The organism is Lysobacter sp. Soil_N_23, assembly GCF_057656135.1.
In genome coordinates this window covers 133912-153405 of record NZ_JBDGKY010000001.1, presented here as the reverse complement: position 1 = coordinate 153405, position 19494 = coordinate 133912, and the positions used below count along the sequence as shown (strand labels likewise).

Here is a 19494-nt window from a genome sequence, read left to right as displayed (position 1 = left end):
ATGGTCCAGAAGCGAGTAATGCGCGTGTTGCTTGTCGCTGCTGCTTCGATGATGGTGGCCGCCTGCGGTGGAAAGGTCAGAAGCGAGTTCGTGGCCGGATGCACGAGCCAAGGGGCGCCTAAATCAAAATGCACATGCATCTACGACAAATTAGAGGACAAGTACGGCGTGGACGGTTTGGAGGCAATGCAGAAAGGGGAGTTGATGCTTCCTGGCTTCGTCGAAGCAACGGCCGTTGGCGCGGCCCAATGCAGCGGCGTCGATCCTTCCACGGCGTTGAAGCAAATGGGCATTGAGAGCGAATCGACTGACAGGTCGAATAACAGTCTCAGCGAACCGGTAGCGCAGGATGGTGCAGCGGCTGCCGCGACCCAATCGGACGACGGCGAACCTTCGGCTCTGGGTGGTCAAGCGTCGGATGAGGCAGTGATCGATAACGCCATTGCGATCACGGCCAGTTCCGAAGCCGGCGATGAGTACACGGGCGCGCGCAAGGTGGCGGCGGGAGATCTGAATGGGGACGGGGCTAGCGATGCTGCAGCCTTGTTCACGATTGAGGTCGGTTCACAGAACACCTCTACGCAATACCTCTCCGCGTTCCTGCGGCAAGGCGATGGCTTTTTGAAGTTCGCCAGCACGACGCCCGTGGGCGGGACTGGGAATGCGATCAACGAAGTGACGGTCGAAGAAGGAGCGGTCAGGCTGAAGACGTTGACGCTCGGCCCCGATGATCCTGACTGCTGCCCATCGGTAGAAGGGAAGGTTGAGTACCTGTTGCACAACGGGAAGCTTAAGCAGGTCAATTGAGTGGAAAGCAACGGCTTTCTTGCCTGGAGCTGGCTGCGCTCCCTTGATACATGAGCTGAACCCGAAGGCCGCCTTGTGCGGCCTTTCTTCTGTCAGGAGATTTCCAATGTCCCGGATCCTTGTTGCTGTCCGGGCAGTCGGCGCGTACGGCGGCCGGCGCGGTCAATGGATCGACGTCGACAATGCTGGCGCGATGCGTCGCAAGATTGCCGAGATATTGCGTGAGCAGCCGCAAAAAGGCGCCAAAGGCTGGTGCGTGCTCGCCTATGACGGGATGCCAGATTTCGGCCCGCACCCGAACATCGAGGAGCTACTGGCCTATCAGGACGCTGTGGACGATTACGGCGAGCCCTTCGAGAAACTCTGGGCGAGACGACGCTTTGACAACGTTCTTAACGCGGCGGATGTCTTCGCCGACAGCTATCAGGGCACGTACCCCGATGTCGGGGCCTGGACCCGGCACTACCTCGCGCTGATCGGAAGGCTCTCGCAGACCGGGCCGGGATTCGATTTCGACGCTTACGGCCGCGAGGTTGCAGCAAAGGGCGACGTGCAGTTCATCGCGGCCGATGGCGGCGGCATTCATGTGTTCTGGAACGACTGAAGCAAGACGCAGCGAGCTCAACAATTGCCACAAAGGCCGCCCAGTTGGGTGGCCTTTTCATTTTGGAGAAAGGAAATGGGAAGACGTGCGGCATTGCGCCTGGTGGACACCACGAAGCTGGGTCGCGACCAATGGCTGGAAGTCCGCAAGGGCGGTATCGGCAGCTCTGATGCGGCTGCCGCCGTTGGGCTGAACCCCTACAAGAGCCCGCTGGCGCTGTGGCTGGAAAAGACCGGCCGGGTGGATACAGCCGGCGAGCATCAAGGCATGGACGATCCCCGGTTCTGGGGCACCTTGCTGGAGCCCTACGTGGCAGTGGCCTACCAGCAGAAGACCAGTCGGAAAGTCAGGAAGCTCAACGCGGTGCTCCAGCACCCGACGCTGCCCTTCATGCTGGCCAACATCGATCGGGAAGTGGTCGGCAGTCCCGATGTGCAGATCCTGGAGTGTAAGACCGCCGGTGAGTTCGGCTCGAAGCTGTGGAAGGACGGGGTTCCGGAATACGTCCTGCTCCAGGTGCAGCACCAACTGGCGGTTACCGGCAAGGCGGCCGCGGACGTGGCCGCCCTGCTGTGTGGCCAAAAGCTGGAGATCCATCGCGTCGAACGGGACGACGAGATCATCGCCCGGTTGATGGTTCTGGAGAGTCGCTTCTGGGCTCACGTCGAGTCCGACACGCCTCCTCCCGCGGATGGCAGCGAGTCGGCCGCCCGTGCGCTGCGTCATCTGTACCAGGGCAACGACACGACGCTGGACTTCACCAGCAATGCGGAGCTTGGCAATACGTTCGACGCCCTGGCGGATTTGGATCAGGAGATCGCCGCCAAGGAGCGTGACGCCGAACGTCTCAAGCAGACCATCCAGCAGGCCATGGGCGATGCTTCCAAGGCGGCCTTTGCCAACGGCGTGGCCACCTTCAAGCGAGCCAAGGACGGAAGCCGGATCGATACGAAGGCGTTGGCCGTTGCCTATCCCGACATTGCAGCCCGCTACACCGTGACCACGCCTGGCTCGCGCCGGTTCCTCCTGTCCCGACAAACCGACACCACTGAAAGGAGTGCGACATGCTGAAAGGGCTTGTGATTACGCCGCCCGTGGTCGGGCGGATCTCCATCGGCCGGGTGGTGGAGCGCAACGGCAAGCGCCTGCCGGAGAAGGACGACCAGTTCACCCTGACCAGCCAGGTGCAAAACCGGGATGGTTGGGTGCTGCATCCGCTAGACGAACTGTTGCGCCGAGACAGTGGTGGCAAGCTCCGGTCCGTCCCGGTCCGGCTGCTGTTCAACGACCCGGCGCTGAACCTGCGGGCTGACTACTCGCTGTTCGACCGCAGCTCAGGTAGGCCAGTGTGCGTGGGCAACGGTGACACCTGCCGGCGCTCCGGCAATGACGGCATTGAGGCGTTGCCCTGCGCCGGTCCGGACGCCTGCAAATTTGCCGACGGCGAATGCAAGGCCTACGCCCGCTTCAACGTACTGATCGGCGATGGCGAAGACGACGCACTGGGCAGCTTTGTGCTGCGCACGACCTCGTTCAACACCATCCGCACTCTGGCGGCGAGGTTGCAGTACTTCAGCGCCGTCTCTGGCGGACGACTGGCCTGCATGCCCCTGGAGCTCAAGCTGCGCGGCAAGTCCACGACGATGAGTCACCGGTCCGCAATCTACTACGTCGATCTGGTAGTGCGGACTGGCCTGACGGTGGAGCAGGCCATCGAGGAGGCGCGGGAGCGGGACACGTGGCGGAGAGAGAGCGGGTTCGACCAGGCTGCGCTGGATGAGGCGGCACGGCAGGGATTCGCCAACGGCGCTTCTGAGGAACTGGATGAAGACGTGCCCGCAGTGGTCGAGGAGTTCTATCCACCGACAGGTGAAACCGGTAACGAAAGCGGCAGCCCGACGGAATCGCCGGTCAGTCTGCGTGCCCGGCTTCAGGAAAAAGTCGCCCGTGCGGGCGGCGCGTGATCAACAACGACGAGGTGACGAAATGATGTTTCGTGTGATTGGCGGGGTCGTGGTGTATGGGTTGGCACTGTATGGCGTGGTGAAGCTACTGGGGCGCCGGAAGCAGGTGGAGGCAGTCGAAGCGGCCAATAGGCAGGACGACCAACCTCGCAGCGCCACTGCAGAGCCCATGCACAGGCCGACGAGTGAGCAGTTGGCCAGCGTAGATGTCGATAGCACCAAAGCGGGTGGCTAGGATGTCGACAGAGTTACGGTCCGATTGCTCGCTGTATGTTCGCAGTCGCCGTTCTCGCTATGAGCTGGCGACCGCTGACCAAATCCTGGCGGCTGCGAGGAGCGTGGTTGACCAGCGGATGCGGCGTGGGGAGTCGTTCGTGGATCCGAACGTATCGTGCAGGTTCTTCTGCGAGCGGCTGTCCGGGTACGGCCGTGAAGTGTTCGCGGCCGCATTTCTGGATAGTCGGCACCAACTCATCGAGTACGTCGAGCTGTTCTTCGGCACTATCGATGGCGCCGAAGTCCATCCGCGCGAGGTTGTGAGACAGGCCTTGCTGCACAACGCGGCGGCGGTAGTGGTCTCGCATAACCATCCGTCCGGTTCTGTTGAGCCATCGGTGGCCGATCGGGCACTGACCGCTCACCTAAAACAGGCCCTGGCACTGGTCGATGTGCGTTTGCTCGACCACATCATTGTTGGCGGTCACGAAACTCTGACAATGGCTGCGCGGGGCTGGGTGTAGGCAATGTGAGGATCACGGGGGGGCTCCTGCTCCCCCTTCTATCCTGGTGCTATTTTTTTTGCCGCAGTAGTGCGAGATTCGTCAGCTGGCTTACCCTGAAGGAATACCGAAGCGCGGGGGTAACAGGAGGATAGTCGCGTACTCATCGACGCCTTCCACCACAACGTAGTACCCAGCGACTAGCCAGCCAAGGGTCTTCAGAAAGCGAGTCTTGTCGAAGCCGGTCAGCAACAAGACGTCGGCCAAGCGGACTCTGTTGGCCGGGCTATATGGGGCACGGGCACCGATGGTGTTGAGCATGAATTGCATGTCGGCGTTCAGGCGTTGCTGGTGCTGCGGCAGCTTGGGCTGCTTAACGGGCTCTAGCTTCGTCGGTTTCGATGGAGGCCGAATGGCTTCGACAAAGATCAGACGGTGCTGAGACAACGACCATTCCACGATGGCCCAGGCGCGCTCAGCCATCTCGCGGGATACCTTACCGTTTCCTTCGCAGAAGACGTGGAGCACCACAGCGATGCGCAGTGTGTTTTCCCAGGCGCGTCCAGCGGCTTCACGTATGTCGGCGTAGTAAGCCACCAACCACTGCTTCATGCGGTATCTGAGCTCCAGCATGAATGCAATGGCGTCGGCATCCAGCTTCACGCCGATACGACCTGCGAAGCCGGACTTGTTGCTGTCATTGATCTGCGCCGCTAGCTCTCCCACCCGACGATGGTAGGCGGCTGGGCTGACGGCTCGATCGAGAAACAGATGGTACTTCTCGTTCCACGGGAACTGCTCCGGGTCGTGGCAACCGGCGACGGTCCGAGGCCAGAAGCCAAGCTTGCAGGCCAAACGCCCGCGCTTCTTAAGATATTCGTACATCAGGTCAGGCTGGATGCGAAAACCTAGTCCGCCACGCGCGTCAGCCGCGATCAGTTCGGTGCCGTATACGTGGTGGTCAAGCGGCGGGTCGCCGCTCCAGAGCTGGGTAAGCGCGTCAGTGTTGTCCTTGAAAAGGTCGGACTTCAGGAAACTCGCGCCTTCCTCACGCTGGATGGTGACGTTCCTCCCCTCGCCATCCAGCTCCTCCATCAGAGCTCGGTAACTGGGCTTGTTCATCATGGTCTCTACGAGGAGAGCGCGCGGGGGTGCCGCAGATCGTTCGCCCGTTTCCTTCTCCCTGTCGCGAGGCTTTCGTTCCTTCTGCGCTTGGAGGGCGTGAGCGAAGAACAGCTTGATCGAGCGGCCCTTTCCCGTTGCGCTGGGAGCGACAACGCAGGTGTTGATCGTGGCAGGCATGGGTTCCCCGTCCGGAGTGATGCAGTCGTAGCCGCAGTGCACGATCGCAGAGGCGGCGGAAATGGCATCGGTCAAGGCGACGGCCGCAGGAATCTCCATCTTCTGGATCGCGTGTTGGACAGCGCCCCTTAGTGGCTCCGGAAGCAGATCGATAGGGCAGGTGGGGTAGAGATCGGGAAACGCGAGGAGGGGTTTGACCAAGGCATGGGCTCCGTTGGGAAGAGATCCGCCTTTATGGGCCCTGGCGACATGCCCAGACCAACATTCCGGGGATAGTTCCGAACATCCCACCGCGACTGACTTGCTGCAACGGCATCCACGGGCACAGGTCCCGGTCACATGGACGTTGTTGGACTGTGTCGAGTTGTCCCGTAGCGGTTCCAGCTGGGCTGCCGCCGAAAAAGATGAGACGGCGCGGAATCGCCATTCGACTATTCGGCTCGCCCTAACAAGACGAACTGCATTCGAAGGCCAGTGGCGATTCAAGACCGGACAGTTAAGAACTTTCCGGGGAAAGAATGCGGGCCCCAAATGTCGTCCCGCAAAATGCGCGCCGCCACGACGTTGTGGTGCTTCGGAGGGCTTGCAATGAGCGGCCAGACTACTAACACGATTCTGCGCATTTCCCAGGTGAAAGAAATCACTCGCTTGGGGCGCTCGACGATCTATCTCTACATGAGCCAGGGCACGTTTCCCAAGCAGCGAAAGTTGGGTCAGCGGGCAATCGGGTGGCATTCCGGCGACGTGTTCCGCTGGGTAGCTGAACGCAGCGTCGCCAACTGAGGACCTTGTTCTACAGCGCTATCTCGACACTTGAAAAAATGAGCTGATACCTGGGCTTGGCCGGCAGCTTCGATCGCCAATGGAGGTGTTTCCTAGGGAGTCATTTAGGCCTGAATTCCGGCTTTGTATGTAATACAAATACCAATACAAATACCAAGTCCACCATGTATTCCTGTCACTAACCATAGAAGCATGTCGTAGGAGTGCAACACCTAATGCTCGAGCAACAACTACCGCAGGACTATCTTGATCTCGACAGCGAAGGAGAAGACAACACCTATCTGGGGAAAACCATCACCGACATCATTCGGTGCGAATCGCTGCACGAAGTTGCGGCAGAGAAGTTCCTGTGCTGGCAGACCAACGGCGGGCAGGCGTTCGGCTACAACACGGACGATCAGCAGCTGCTCAATTTCATGCCTCAGTTGCAACGGCTGTACGCTAGCATCATGGAGGGCGATGAATCTCCGGTCGCGCCGACGTTCGCTCGCTGGGCCAACCAGCCTGGACTCAAACTGACCAAGCTGGGCAAGAAGGTTCTGGGTGCCTGCATGTACTTCGCGGCACAAGAGGACGAGGGGCGCAACTGGCAGCAGGCTTACGCCTACCACCGCTTCCATCCGGTCGTCTCGGTGCTGCTGCGCGCGGTGATGCGTGGGTGGCACACGATTTGTCGCTGGGGAAAGCCTTCGCACGCGCTGTTCGATGGCCAGGGGGCCGAGGTTGTTGAAAAGCTGCATCACTTCGTGGATTTCGTGCGCCGCGTGTGCCGCTCGCAGAAGTTCCAGAACCGCCTGCACGACCACGAACGCAAGGCCGAAGATAACTTCAAGAGTGGCTGCGATTACATTACCGCCCTGTTCGAGCGCCATTCTCGGTTGCTGATCCTGCGCATCGATCTCTACTTTCGTCCTGACGCCAAAGGGTGGGGTTACACCAAGGTCGCTGACGCGGCCGTGTTCAAGTACCTGCGCGCGCTGCGCATGGGTCGTATCGTGCCTGGCTATCGGGGCTTCATCATCAAGCGCGAGAACGGCATCAGCCGCGGCGTGCATTACCACTTGATGGTTCTGCTCGACGGGCATCTGCACAAGGGCGCCTGGTTTCTGACCCAGTCCTTGGGTGAGAAGTGGCTCAATCGCGTGGGTCACGATAAGGGCAGTTTCTTCAACTGCTACGCACGGAAGGGCCGGTACCGTTTCAACGGCTTGGGGCTGGTGCACGTCAGCGAGATGAACAAGCTGATCGGCGTTCGCATCGCGCTCTGGTACATGTCCAAGCAGGACTCGGAACTGAAGGTGGACGACGCCAAGATCAAGAATTTCTGGCGCAGCCCGATGCCGAAGGAGCCTGATGGCCGCGGCGCGCCCCGCAAGAACGGGGACGGAATGGGCCTGGTGAAGCGCATGCTGGGCCGCGAGCGCAGCAAGTACCCGCCGGGCTTCGAGCCGCCGAGACAGGAGCTCGCGCTCCGTCGAGTCTGGATTGATCGCTGCATTCGGGCCGTGGAACGTAACGGATGTTCCACGGTGGATACGTCAGTCGCAAGGCTGTGAAAGCTCCTCGTTACCGTGGCGGAAGGCAGAATAGGGAAATTGCGGGCATGGCCCTAAAATCCCATTCAAGAACCTTAACGACAGCCAGCACGACTAACCCATGCCCCAGACCCCGCTGACTCCCTACCAGAGCCAATATGTCGCCTGGTTGCTGACCCGCAGGACGGCGGGTGACACGGTGGAGTCGCTCGCATCCACCCTGGTGGATTCGCAGGTCGACCTCAACCCGCATCAGGTGGATGCCGCGTTGTTCGCCTGTCGGAATCCCCTATCGCGGGGCGTACTCCTCGCGGACGAGGTTGGTCTGGGCAAGACCATCGAAGCAGGTCTGGTCATCTCGCAGCGCTGGGCGGAACGGCGGCGCCGGATCCTCATCGTCGTGCCGGCCAACCTGCGCAAGCAGTGGCACCAGGAATTGCAGGACAAATTCGGTCTGCAGGGCCTGATCCTGGAGGCTAAGAGCTATAACGCCATCCGCAAGCAAGAAGGGCGGAGCCCCTTCCAGACGGCATCTGGACCGGTGATCTGCTCCTACCAGTTCGCCAAGTCCAAGGCCCGGGACGTCAAGGAGGTCGCGTGGGATCTGGTTGTGCTCGACGAAGCGCACCGCCTGCGCAATGTCTACAAGACCGGCAACGTCATCGCTCGGACCCTGAAGGACGCGTTCGACCACGTCCATTCGAAGGTGTTGCTGACCGCGACCCCTCTCCAGAACTCGCTCTTGGAACTCTACGGCCTCATCAGCATCATTGACGACCGCGTCTTCGGCGATCTGGACAGTTTCCGCACTCAGTTCACGGGGGCTGGCAGGGGACAGGCCTTTGGCGCGTTGCGCGAGCGCCTAACCGCCGTCTGCAAGCGCACCCTGCGTAAGCAGGTGCAGGCCTACGTCTCCTACACGGCGCGCAAGGCCATCGTGCAGGAATTCACTCCATCGGCCGAAGAGCAGGAGCTGAGACAGCTCGTTGCCGAGTATCTGCGCAGGCCCAACCTCCAGGCATTGCCGCAAAGCCAGCGCCAGCTGATCTCGTTGGTCTTGTGGAAGCTACTGGCTTCCAGCAGTCATGCCATCGCGGGCGCGCTGGCAACGATGAGCAATCGCCTGCAGGGCGTGCTGGACCAGGCTCCCGACGTCGACTTGACCGAAGAACTGGATGAGGACTACGAGGCGCTCGACGAGCTGGCCGATGAGGGTGGCGACGAAGATGCGGTCGGCGAATCCGAAAGGCCCGCGCCCTTGTCCCCGGAAGAGAGGGACGCACTTTCTTCGGAGATCGACGAGCTTCGCGGCTTCAAGGATCTGGCAACCAATATCCGCGAGAACTCCAAGGGCGAGGCGCTTCTCATCGCGCTAGATCGGGCTTTCGCCGAGTTGGATCGATTGGGTGCGGCCAAGAAAGCCATCATCTTTACCGAATCTAAGCGCACCCAGGAATACCTGCTCGGATTGCTGGCCGACACGCCTTACGGCGATGGCATCGTCCTGTTCAACGGTACCAACAACGATGCGCGGGCGCAGGCTATCTACAAGCAGTGGCTGAAGTACCACGAAGGCACCGATCGCATCACAGGCTCCAAGACCGCCGACACCCGCGCTGCCTTGGTCGAGCACTTCAAGGAGCGCGGCAAGATCATGATCGCCACCGAGGCAGGTGCGGAAGGTATCAACCTCCAGTTCTGCTCGCTGGTCATCAACTACGACCTGCCTTGGAACCCCCAACGCATCGAACAGCGTATCGGCCGATGCCACCGCTACGGGCAGAAGTTCGACGTGGTGGTGGTCAACTTCGTCGATCGAAGCAATGAGGCCGACCGCCGGGTGTACGAGCTGCTGGAGCAGAAGTTCCAGCTGTTCGATGGCGTGTTCGGTGCCAGCGACGAGGTGTTGGGCGCAATCGGCTCGGGCGTGGATTTCGAGCGGCGCATTGCCGATATCTACCAGAATTGCAGGGATACCAACGAGATCAAGGCGAGCTTTGAGCAGTTGCAGATCGATCTTTCCAGCGAGATCAACGAGGCGATGGTCAAGACGCGCCAAGCACTCCTGGAGAACTTCGACGAGCAGGTGCAGGAAAAGCTGCGTATCAGCGCCGAGGATAGCAGGAACGCCCGAAGCCGCTACGAGCGAATGCTGATCGACCTGACCCGTGCCGAGCTTGGCGACCTCGCCAGTTTCGATGATCAAGGGTTCAACCTTCACCGGGTCCCCGAGGGTCTTGCGGTTGCGGGGGTAAGCCCAGGGCGCTACGAGTTGCCGCGGCGCTCAGGAGAGGCGCATCTGTATCGCATCGGCCATCCGCTGTCGGTATGGCTTGCGGAACAAGCCAAGAACCGAACGCTCGAAGGCGCAAAGCTCGTCTTTGATTACGCGGCTCACGGCCAGAAGATCAGCACGCTGGAGCCCTATCGAGGCAAGGCGGGCTGGCTAACGGTGAAGTTGATCGAGGTCAACGCACTAGGCAAAAGCGAGCAGCATCTGCTGGTGGCCGCCAGCACCGCCGACGGCATGGCGCTTGCTGAGGACGATCCGGTCAAGCTGCTCCGCATGCCTGCCACGCAGATGCTAGGCGGATCTCCCGCTCCAGACAGTGCCTTTGTAGCCGATATCGAGACTCGAAAGACCGAACTGCTGCGGGGAATCAATCAGCGAAACCTCGGCTATTTCGAGCAGGAGGTCCAGAAGCTGGATGGGTGGGCGGACGACCTAAAGCTCGGCCTGGAGCAGGAGATCAAGGAGATCGACCGTGAAATCAAGGAGGTGCGCCGCACCGCCGCAACCTCACCCACGCTTGAAGAAAAGTTGGCGCACCAGAAGCGTCAGCGCGAACTGGAAGTAAAACGAAGCAAGTTGCGCCGCGATCTATTCGCGCGCCAGGACGAAGTAGAGGAACAGCGCAATGGCTTAATCAACCAACTGGAAGATCAGCTCCAGCAGCACGTTGAAGAGCGCGCACTGTTCACAGTCGAGTGGGAATTAGTCTAGGCCGGAGAGACGAATGGGAACGCCGTCGGAAGAAGTTGCCAAGGAAGTTGTCTGTGCGCTGACAGAGAAAAACTTGTTGTTGCCGAATGATGGCGAAAAGCTGAAAGCCAAGATTGCGGCTGGAACCATAAAAGCGGAGGACTGGCTTCTCGCGGCCCAGAAGGCGGTCGACAAGGAGGCTGGTCAGTGACTGTTCTTGCACTCGTCAGCTTGTCCATTGAGAACCTTCGGGGCTCAGTGACGCCGTTTACTCTTGCTTTCGAGAAGAACAAGAAGCTCACGATCGTTTACGGTGAGAACGGAACGGGCAAATCCACTATCGCCGATGCACTTGATTTGCTTGGGAATGAGAAGGTTGGCTCACTAGAAAACAGGGGCGTCGGAGTAGCGACACGTCCTTACTGGCCTGCGGTTGGAAAAGCGCATTCGGATGTCAAGGTAACGCTCACGACGCTGGCGGGTGCATGCACTCTGTCGCTCGGCAAGACGAGTGCGGTCGTCGATAACCCCTCCTTGAAGCCGCAGGTTGCCGTGCTGCGGCGCAGCCAGATACTGAATTTGATCGCCGCGCAACCGGCTGATCGCTACAAGGCAATCAGTCGATTTGTAGATGTGTCAGGAGTGGAGGCCTCCGAGGGTAGCCTGCGCAAGCTGATCAATGAAAAGAACAGGGATTTTGATAACGCAACCGCGCGCGTTGGTGCCAATCGAACTTCCATCGAGAACTTCTGGGAACAGGCAGAAAGGCCTTCGTCTGATGTCTTTTCCTGGGCTAAGTCGGAAATGCAGAGGGATCAAAAGGAAATCGATCAGAAGAAGGCTGCAATTGACGAGTTGGTATCGCGCTGGGACAAGGTCATCCCACATCCGAATAAGCTTGTCGAACTTAGTGCTCAGTTAGAAGCGGCTGAGGCTGCTTTGAAAAAGGCCAAAGCTGATCTAGATGCGATCACAAGCGATGCGGCCGATGGCTATCTGGAGGTTCTGGAAATCCTGAAAGCCGCACAAAAGCATTTCACGACGCATCCCCATCCAGCGGTATGCCCGCTATGCGAAAGCAGAGAACGGGCTGAAGGGCTAGTTGTTGAAGTCAATCGACGGATCGAGACCCAAGGATTGCATTCCAAGTTGGATGCTGCCAAGAGGGCGATGGCAGCCCAGCAGATCGCGGTCCAAGCTGCGACGCAACGGCTCGAAGATTTCAAGAAGGATGCCGAGAACGGTTTTTCAGCACTGGAGTCCTACTGTGTGGATGACAGTGGGCTAGCCGAACTGGAGCTTCCCACTTTTCCTGCCCCGAATCAGCCGGAGCAATGGGCAGGTTGGATCGATGGAAACAAGGCTAAGCGTGACGGCTGGAAGCGGGCCGCGGATGCCTGCGTGGACGCTAAGAAGTTCGTTGAAACCCTGCGCCTTTCCCTGAAGAATCTTGAAGAGAGTGAGGCGGCGGCCAAAGAGTTGGAGGTGGTTCTTCCTCGTCTCCGAGAAATCCTAAAAATCATAGAAGGCGAACGCAAGAAGTACACCGACGCTGTGCTGGGTGCCATATCTACTCGTGTTGGGGAGCTATACGAAGTAATTCACCCAGGTGAGGGGTTGAATAAGATTGTTCTGGCGCTGGATGCAGCCAAGCGCGGCTCCTTGGATATCGCGACGGAATTCGCAGGACGGCAGGACAGTCCTCCACAGGCGTACTTAAGCGACTCCCATCTGGATACGTTGGGGCTATGCATTTTCCTCGCATTGGCCGAGCGCGAAGTCCCGGAACAAAAAATCCTGGTGCTCGATGACGTACTGGGTAGCGTTGATGAGCCCCACGTTGAGAGGGTAATCGGCTTGGTTTACGAAGTCAGTCAGAAGTTCCAGCACGCCCTCATTACCACGCACTACCGCCCCTGGCGAGAGAAGTTCCGTTGGGGAATCCTGAAACCGGACCAGGTTTGCCAATTCGTCGAACTCAGGGGTTGGTCGCTACGCGACGGAATGGCCCTGAGTGGATCGATGCCAGAGATCGCACGGCTGAAGATGCTGTTGGATGACCAGGATCCTGATATTCAAGCCATTACGGGAAAGGCGGGGGTCATTCTCGAGGCTTTGCTCGATTTCATCACCCTCAAGTACGGTTGTGCTGTACCTAGGCGGGCAGGCAATGCTTATGTGCTGAGCGATTTGCTTGATGCGGTGAACGGGAAGTTGATGGCTGCCTTGACTGTGGAGTTGGTTGCCGTGGACGGCACAGGTTCTCAGTCCATCACGCCAGTGCCTATCAAACCCATTCTGGAAGAGATAAAGACAATCGCCCAGGCAAGAAATGTCTTAGGAGCGCATTTCAATGCGCTAGCTTTTGATCTGTATCCGAACGAAGGAATCAGGTTTGCCCGGCTTGTCGAGGAGCTGTGTGATGCGTTGATTTGTCCTGATCATGGATGGCCGAACAAAGATACGGGAAGTTACTGGAAGAACGGCGGCGACACGCGCCGCCTTCACCCACTGAAGAAGCCGAGTTAATCGCGCATGGCAAAGCTCGAACCGCAGTACATGGCAATTTTGAAGAAGGTGCTGGCTGAACGATTCGTGCCGTTCCTGCCGCCACTTCTTGACTCCACTAAGTCCGCGAGCGATCAAGCGGCCAAGCAGCTATCGAGGGCGTTCAGCGCCTTCGTGTTGCATAAGCTGCTGGACATCTCTCCGCAGGACGCCGCTGCTTCGGTCGTGGATGATTTCAACGACAAGGGAATCGACGCCATCCACTATGACGAGAGTTCGGAGACGCTTTACCTACTGCAAACCAAGTTGAAAGAGGCGGAGCAGTTCAAGCAGGAAGATGCACTTCCTTTCTGCGAAGGAATCCGTCTGCTGCTCAAACAGGACTTTCTTGCGTTCAACAATAACGTCAAGAACCGGAAGGCTGACATCGAGGCCGCGCTAGATGGGTGCAGCCACATCAAGCTGGTCGTGCCCTACACGGGTGACGGAATCTCCAGTACGGCCAGCGACGCCCTGCAGTCCCTGCTAGATGATGAGGATCTTGACGAGGAGCGTCTTGAAAGACAGGTGACGTACTACGCGGCCGATGAGATCGCCCGGGATCTGTTGGCGGAGAAAGCCTACCAGCCGGTTCATACCGAAATCGCTCTGCAAAAGCACTCTAAGGTTGAGGAGCCCCGCACGACGTACTACGGAATCGCAAGACTGGGCGATCTTGTATCGCTGCACATGGATAAGGGTAAGGCGCTGTACGAGCGCAATATCCGCTACTTTCTGGGAAGCCGTTCCGACGTCAACAAGGCGATAAGGACAACGCTGCGCGACGACCCAAGAAGTTTCTTTTATCTCAATAACGGCGTCACTGCGGTTTGCGACGCTATTGAGCCAAAAGCAAAGAACCCCAACAACGGATTCAAGAAGTTCAAAGTGCGCGGCTTGTCCATCATCAATGGTGCACAAACAGTAGCCTCAGCAGCAGAGTTCGTGGCCCAGAACCCTGGCAGCAACATTGACGATGCCAAGGTAATGCTTACGTTGATCAAGGCTCCCGCGGATGGCCAGTTTGGCAAGCGCGTCACTAAAGCTCGCAACCATCAGAATCCGGTACAGACGGCGAACTTTGCCTCCCTGGATGAGGGACAAGAACGCCTGCGCCAGGAAATCAGCTATCTCGGTTACACCTATCACTACCGACCGGAAGCCAGCATTGCTTCTGGGACGAATCCGATCACATTGGATGAGGCCATTCGCGCGTTGGCACTCCAGCAGAAGGATGCTCGCTATCCAGCCTGGATAAAGACCGAGTTCGGTCGCCTGTCCGATCCCGAAGGGGCTGAGTATCAGGCTCTGTTTCCGTCAGCGCTGACCAGCTTCAATCTGGTCAACAGCGTCTTGTTCTATCGGGCCATACGTGACCTTGTTGCGGACTACGATGCGCGCGCAGCCGCAGGAAGCCAGGAGCGACTGATCTACAGGCATGGGAACCATGTGATTGCGTCGGTTATGATGAAACGCCTGCGCAACCGCATCGGCAGGGTGGAACTCGCTGATGGTGTTGCTATCAATGGCCTGATTGGTCAAGCGCTCGATCAGCTTCGTCAGGAGACGGCCAATCTTGGTGCTGTCCAGCTCGGGGTAAGTGGGCCACTGTCCTTCTTCAGAGGTCAAGGGAATGTTGTTTCCTTCATGGCCTCGCTTATGGAGGCGCATTTTGGGCTGGCCACTGATCCCGCTGTGGTTCATTTGCGGAGTGTCGCTAACGCTGCGGATGAGTATCCGCGCAAGAGTCTGATTAATTACCTGTCCGATCGCGCTCCACAGATTTGAGAGCAATACACATGAGTAAGCAAAAACTAGAGCTGACCTGGATCGGGAAGGAGAAGCGACCAAGGTTAGAGCCGCGCATCCTGCTCGAAGATCCAGAGCGGTCTTTGCATGCCAGGTATCGCGTTTCGGATGCAGATATCTTCGACAACCGACTGATCTTCGGGGACAACCTGCTGGCTTTGAAGGCGCTGGAGCATGAGTTTGCGGGAAAGGTGAAGTGCGTTTTCATTGATCCTCCGTACAACACGGGCAGCGCGTTTACGCATTACGACGACGGTCTGGAGCATTCAATCTGGCTCGGATTGATGCGCGATCGCTTGGAAGTCATTAAACGTCTTCTTGCAGATGATGGATCTTTGTGGATAACCATTGATGACAACGAAGCGCACTATTTGAAGGTGCTGTGCGATGAGGTCTTTGGGCGCGCGAATTTCGCATCGAATGTCGTGTGGCAGAAAACGCTAACGCGGAGAAATGACGCGCGCACTATTTCAACTGCGCATGACCATATCTTGGTGTATGCCAAGAATTTTGACTCTTTTCGTATCAACAAGCTCGATGCGAATGACAAGCAACGCGCAACGTATCGAAATCCAGACAAAGACCCTCGTGGAGATTGGTTGCCTGTGCCGTTTCATGCGCCCAATATCCGGCCAAATTTGACCTACGAGATCATTACCCCAGGAGGGAAGTCGCTTTGGCCGCCGAAAGGTCGGTGTTGGAGCACTACTAGGGAGCAGTTTGAGGCGCTCGTTGCCGATAATCGAATCTACTTTGGCCTAGACGGAAACGGTATGGCCCAGCGGAAAAAGTTCTGGAACGAATCCGACAACAAGATGGTTCCATGGACATGGTGGGGCTATGAGGAGGCCGGGGACAATCGCGAAGCTAACAAGGAAGCAAAGGCAATCGCCGAGCTGTCGGGGATTGAGGATAAGTTCGACACTCCGAAACCAGAAAAGCTTCTGAAGCTTATCCTCGAAATCGCTACGAATTCTGGTGATCTAGTGCTCGACTCCTTCGCTGGTTCTGGCACCACCGGCGCAGTAGCGCACAAGTTGAGTCGTCGCTGGATCATGGTGGAGCTGGGTGATCACATCCACACGCACATCATCCCCCGCTTGAGAAAGGTAATTGACGGCGAGGACAAAGGCGGCGTCACGGGAAGTGTTGGATGGCAGGGAGGTGGCGGATTCCGCTACTACAAGCTCGCTCCCAGCCTGATCGTCAAGGACCGTTGGGGCAACCCGGTCGTCAACCCAGAATACAACGGGGCAATGCTGGCGGAGGCGCTGGCCAAGCTGGAAGGTTTCACCTACGCACCCTCGGAAACCCAGTGGTGGCAGCATGGCCATTCCAGCGAGCGGGACTTCATCTACGTCACCACACAGAACCTGTCTGCAGACCAGTTGCAGGCACTGTCCGAAGAAGTTGGGTCTGAGCAAAGCTTGCTCGTGTGCTGCTCGGCCTTCCACGGCGTCGCCGCGGCCAAGGCGGCAGAACGCTGGCCGAACCTGACGCTGAAGAAGATTCCGAAGATGGTGCTGGCGCGCTGCGAGTGGGGGCATGACGACTACAGCCTCAATGTGGCGAACTTGCCGGCGAATCTTGATCCAGTTGAGCTCGTGACCGAGACCAGAAGCAACAAGCTGGGGAAGGCGGCTGCGTCGAATACGGGCCAGGGCGACATCTTCGAGCAGGATGCCGGGGAGGACGCGTAATGAATCCCCGCGTCCTGCACGCCGTTACCGGCCGTCTCTCCCTTCGCCAGCCGCAAGAGGAGTCCCTGAAGCGGCTGGCCAGCGCGCTCGAAGCCTCGCCCGAACTCCTTAGCCACGAGCGGGAGGTTTCGGCGATTCTTTCCGCGTTGAAGGCCGAGTTCAGTACGCTGGAGGACTTTGAGCGCGAATTCCCCTCGCTGTGCTTCGCGCTCGCGACGGGTGTTGGTAAGACGCGCCTGATGGGCGCGTTCATCGCCTACCTGCACTTAGCGCACGGTATCAACAACTTCTTCGTGCTCGCCCCGAACCTGACGATCTATAACAAGCTGATCACGGACTTCACCCGGAACACACCCAAGTACGTCTTCAAGGGTATCGCCGAATTCGCCCAACAGCCGCCACTGATCATCACCGGCGACAACTACGACCAGACCGGCGCTGCCGTGGAAGATCAGCCGAAGGGGTTCGCCCACGACGTCCGCATCAACATTTTCAACATTTCGAAGATCAACTCGGAAGTGCGCGGCGGCAAGGAGCCGCGCATCAAGCGGATGCGGGAGGTGCTGGGCGACAGCTATTTCAATCATCTGGCGAATCAGAAGGATCTGGTGCTGCTGATGGACGAGTCGCACCGCTACCGCGCCCAAGCTGGCATGCGGGCGATCAATGAGTTGAAACCGCTGTTCGGACTTGAGGTCACGGCGACGCCGTTCGTCGAGTCCAGCCGCGGTCCGGTTCCTTTCAAAAACGTGGTAGTGGACTACCCACTGGCGCGCGCAATGGAGGATGGTTTCGTTAAGGAGCCCGCTGCCGTCACCCAGCGTGATTTCGATGCCAGGGCGCATACGCCAGAAGAGGTCGAGAAGATCAAGCTGGAGGATGGCGTCCGGCTGCATGAGAACACGAAGGTGGAACTGCTCACCTACGCACGCGAGAACGGCGCCAAGCCGGTCAAGCCATTCATGCTGGTAATAGCACGTGATACTACGCACGCCGGCCAGCTGCTGACCCTGCTGGAATCGGATGCGTTCTACGACGGGCGGTACAAGGGAAAGGTAATCCAAGTCGATTCCAGCCGCAGCGGCGCGGAAGAAGAAGAGATGATCACCCGTCTGCTGGCCGTGGAAAGCGTGGACGAGCCGACTGAGATCGTTATCCACGTCAACATGCTCAAGGAAGGCTGGGACGTAACTAACCTGTACACCATCGTTCCGCTGCGCGCGGCAAATGCCCGCACACTGATCGAGCAGAGTATCGGCCGCGGTCTGCGCCTGCCCTATGGCAAACGCACGGGCGTGGCGGCGGTAGATCGCCTGAACATCGTCGCACACGACAAGTTCCAGGAGATCATCGACGAAGCCAATCGCGGCGATTCGCCGATCCGCTTGAAGCAGGTGATCCTCGATGCTCCCAGCGCGGACGACAAGAAAGTGAGCGTGCAGATCGAGTCGGGAGCGGCAACCCGCATGGGGCTTGCGACCACTCCCGCGGTCGACCCGTCGTCGGCCGCAGCCGATAATGGCGACGCCTCGCCAACGCCTATTTTCACGACTGAAGCGGAGAGGCAGGTAGCTCGCGCTGTCATGGAGGTCGTCGGCACGTACGAGGTCAAGCCCAACCGGGTGCCGACCAGCGGCGCATTGCTCAACCCAGAAGTCCAGAAAGAGATCCAGGAGAAAGTTGCCGAATTGCTGAAGCCGAAGCAGGGTAACTTGCTGGAAGGCGCGGACGATCAGGCGCCAGCGATCGATGTGCCTGCCTTGGTTGCGAAGGCCACCGAAGTTATGGTGCAGCAAACCATAGATATCCCGCGCATCGCGGTGGTACCTAAGGGCGAGGTCACTACGGGTTTCCGGCCATTCATGCTGGATGTGAGCCAGCTCCATCTGCAGCCGGGTGAACGCGAAATCGTTGGGCAGAACCTGCGCACCAACGAGCAGTTCACACTGGCCGCCGAGACCGGTCTGAAGGAGCAGCGGTCCGAGGACTATATCGTCCACGCACTGATCAATTTCGATGACATTGACTATTTCACCCATGCCGACCTGCTGTACGAGCTCGCGGGCCAGATGGTGCAGCACTTGAATGGCTACCTCTCGGAGTCCGAAGTCGTCAACGTGCTGGATCGAGATCGCCGCCTTATCGCGAAGGAGATCCGCGCGCAGATGATGTCGCACTTTTTCGAGGATGCGACCGAGTTCGAGGTGCAAGTCAGTCGCGGATTTACCGAACTTAAGCCCTGCAGCTACACGGCCATAGCGGGGCAGGCGCCGCGCCACTACCGAGAGACCGTCAATGACATTGGCCGCATCAAGCAGATGCTGTTCGGCGGTTTCAAGAGGTGCCTGTATCCGCTCCAGAAGTTTGACTCGGATACCGAACGCCGCTTCTCAGTGATCCTGGACCGTGACGCCCTGAAGTGGTTCAAACCGGCAAAGGGGCAGTTCCAGATCTATTATAAGCGGGGCACTGAGCAGCCGGAGTATGTTCCAGACTTCGTAGTCGAGACGGATGCGGTGATCCTGATGGCGGAAACCAAGAGGCGGGACGACTTGCAGGCCGTCGACGTCAAAGCGAAAGCCGAGGCGGCTGTGCGGTGGTGCAAGCATGCTTCCGAACACGCTGTGAAGGTGGGAGGAAAGCCTTGGAAGTACTTGCTGATCCCGCATGATGAGATCGTCGAGAGCAGTACGCTGACCAGCTACTTGCGGTTCGAGCAGAAAGCCGGGTCCTGACGGGAG

Annotated in this window: 14 protein-coding genes; 13 read left to right on the top strand and 1 reads right to left on the bottom strand. The window is 58.7% G+C overall.

The annotated features are described in order from the left end of the window. The 5 genes from AC3A3X_RS00670 (at position 1) to AC3A3X_RS00650 (ending at position 4115) form a co-directional block, all read left to right on the top strand. The gene (locus AC3A3X_RS00670; protein WP_487581140.1) at positions 1 to 807 is read left to right on the top strand and encodes a hypothetical protein; all 807 of its coding nucleotides are present in this window, start codon (positions 1 to 3) and stop codon (positions 805 to 807) included. A 106-nt stretch (positions 808 to 913) separates the two neighbouring features. Next, positions 914 to 1411, top strand: coding sequence for an antirestriction protein ArdA (locus AC3A3X_RS00665; RefSeq protein ID WP_487581139.1), 498 nt, complete (start codon positions 914 to 916; stop codon positions 1409 to 1411). A gap of 102 nt (positions 1412 to 1513) precedes the next feature. Further along, a complete protein-coding gene (locus tag AC3A3X_RS00660; protein ID WP_487581138.1) occupies positions 1514 to 2482 on the top strand; it encodes a YqaJ viral recombinase family nuclease in 969 nt (322 codons plus the stop codon). Continuing rightward, a complete protein-coding gene (locus AC3A3X_RS00655) occupies positions 2476 to 3375 on the top strand; it encodes a recombination directionality factor (RefSeq protein WP_487581137.1) in 900 nt (299 codons plus the stop codon). The genes AC3A3X_RS00660 and AC3A3X_RS00655 overlap by 7 nt, the downstream gene beginning before the upstream one ends. 374 nt (positions 3376 to 3749) lie before the next feature. Further along, positions 3750 to 4115, top strand: coding sequence for a JAB domain-containing protein (locus AC3A3X_RS00650; protein ID WP_487581136.1), 366 nt, complete (start codon positions 3750 to 3752; stop codon positions 4113 to 4115). Between the two features lie 90 nt (positions 4116 to 4205). Here AC3A3X_RS00650 and AC3A3X_RS00645 read toward each other — a convergent pair whose 3' ends face one another. After that, complete coding sequence (locus AC3A3X_RS00645) at positions 4206 to 5597, bottom strand: DUF3987 domain-containing protein (protein ID WP_487581135.1); 1392 nt, start codon at positions 5595 to 5597, stop codon at positions 4206 to 4208. A 387-nt stretch (positions 5598 to 5984) separates the two neighbouring features. Here AC3A3X_RS00645 and AC3A3X_RS00640 point away from each other — a divergent pair, with 387 nt between their 5' ends. The 8 genes from AC3A3X_RS00640 to AC3A3X_RS00605 all read left to right on the top strand — a co-directional run bounded on the left by AC3A3X_RS00640 (position 5985) and on the right by AC3A3X_RS00605 (position 19488). After that, positions 5985 to 6179 (top strand): helix-turn-helix transcriptional regulator, encoded by a 195-nt coding sequence (locus AC3A3X_RS00640; protein WP_487581134.1) that lies wholly within the window; start codon positions 5985 to 5987, stop codon positions 6177 to 6179. 215 nt (positions 6180 to 6394) lie between these two features. After that, the gene (locus AC3A3X_RS00635; protein WP_487581133.1) at positions 6395 to 7735 is read left to right on the top strand and encodes a YagK/YfjJ domain-containing protein; all 1341 of its coding nucleotides are present in this window, start codon (positions 6395 to 6397) and stop codon (positions 7733 to 7735) included. A 100-nt stretch (positions 7736 to 7835) separates the two neighbouring features. After that, complete coding sequence (locus tag AC3A3X_RS00630; RefSeq protein WP_487581132.1) at positions 7836 to 10718, top strand: SNF2-related protein; 2883 nt, start codon at positions 7836 to 7838, stop codon at positions 10716 to 10718. A 13-nt stretch (positions 10719 to 10731) separates the two neighbouring features. Further along, positions 10732 to 10908 (top strand): hypothetical protein, encoded by a 177-nt coding sequence (locus AC3A3X_RS00625; protein WP_487581131.1) that lies wholly within the window; start codon positions 10732 to 10734, stop codon positions 10906 to 10908. Continuing rightward, a complete protein-coding gene (locus tag AC3A3X_RS00620) occupies positions 10905 to 13226 on the top strand; it encodes an AAA family ATPase (RefSeq protein ID WP_487581130.1) in 2322 nt (773 codons plus the stop codon). The genes AC3A3X_RS00625 and AC3A3X_RS00620 overlap by 4 nt, the downstream gene beginning before the upstream one ends. A 6-nt stretch (positions 13227 to 13232) precedes the next feature. Then, positions 13233 to 15032, top strand: coding sequence for an AIPR family protein (locus AC3A3X_RS00615; protein ID WP_487581129.1), 1800 nt, complete (start codon positions 13233 to 13235; stop codon positions 15030 to 15032). An 11-nt stretch (positions 15033 to 15043) separates the two neighbouring features. Continuing rightward, entirely contained in the window at positions 15044 to 16753 is a 1710-nt protein-coding gene (locus AC3A3X_RS00610; protein ID WP_487581128.1) for a site-specific DNA-methyltransferase, read from the top strand. Continuing rightward, the gene (locus AC3A3X_RS00605; protein ID WP_487581127.1) at positions 16753 to 19488 is read left to right on the top strand and encodes a DEAD/DEAH box helicase; all 2736 of its coding nucleotides are present in this window, start codon (positions 16753 to 16755) and stop codon (positions 19486 to 19488) included. The genes AC3A3X_RS00610 and AC3A3X_RS00605 overlap by 1 nt, the downstream gene beginning before the upstream one ends. Positions 19489 to 19494 lie beyond the last annotated feature (6 nt).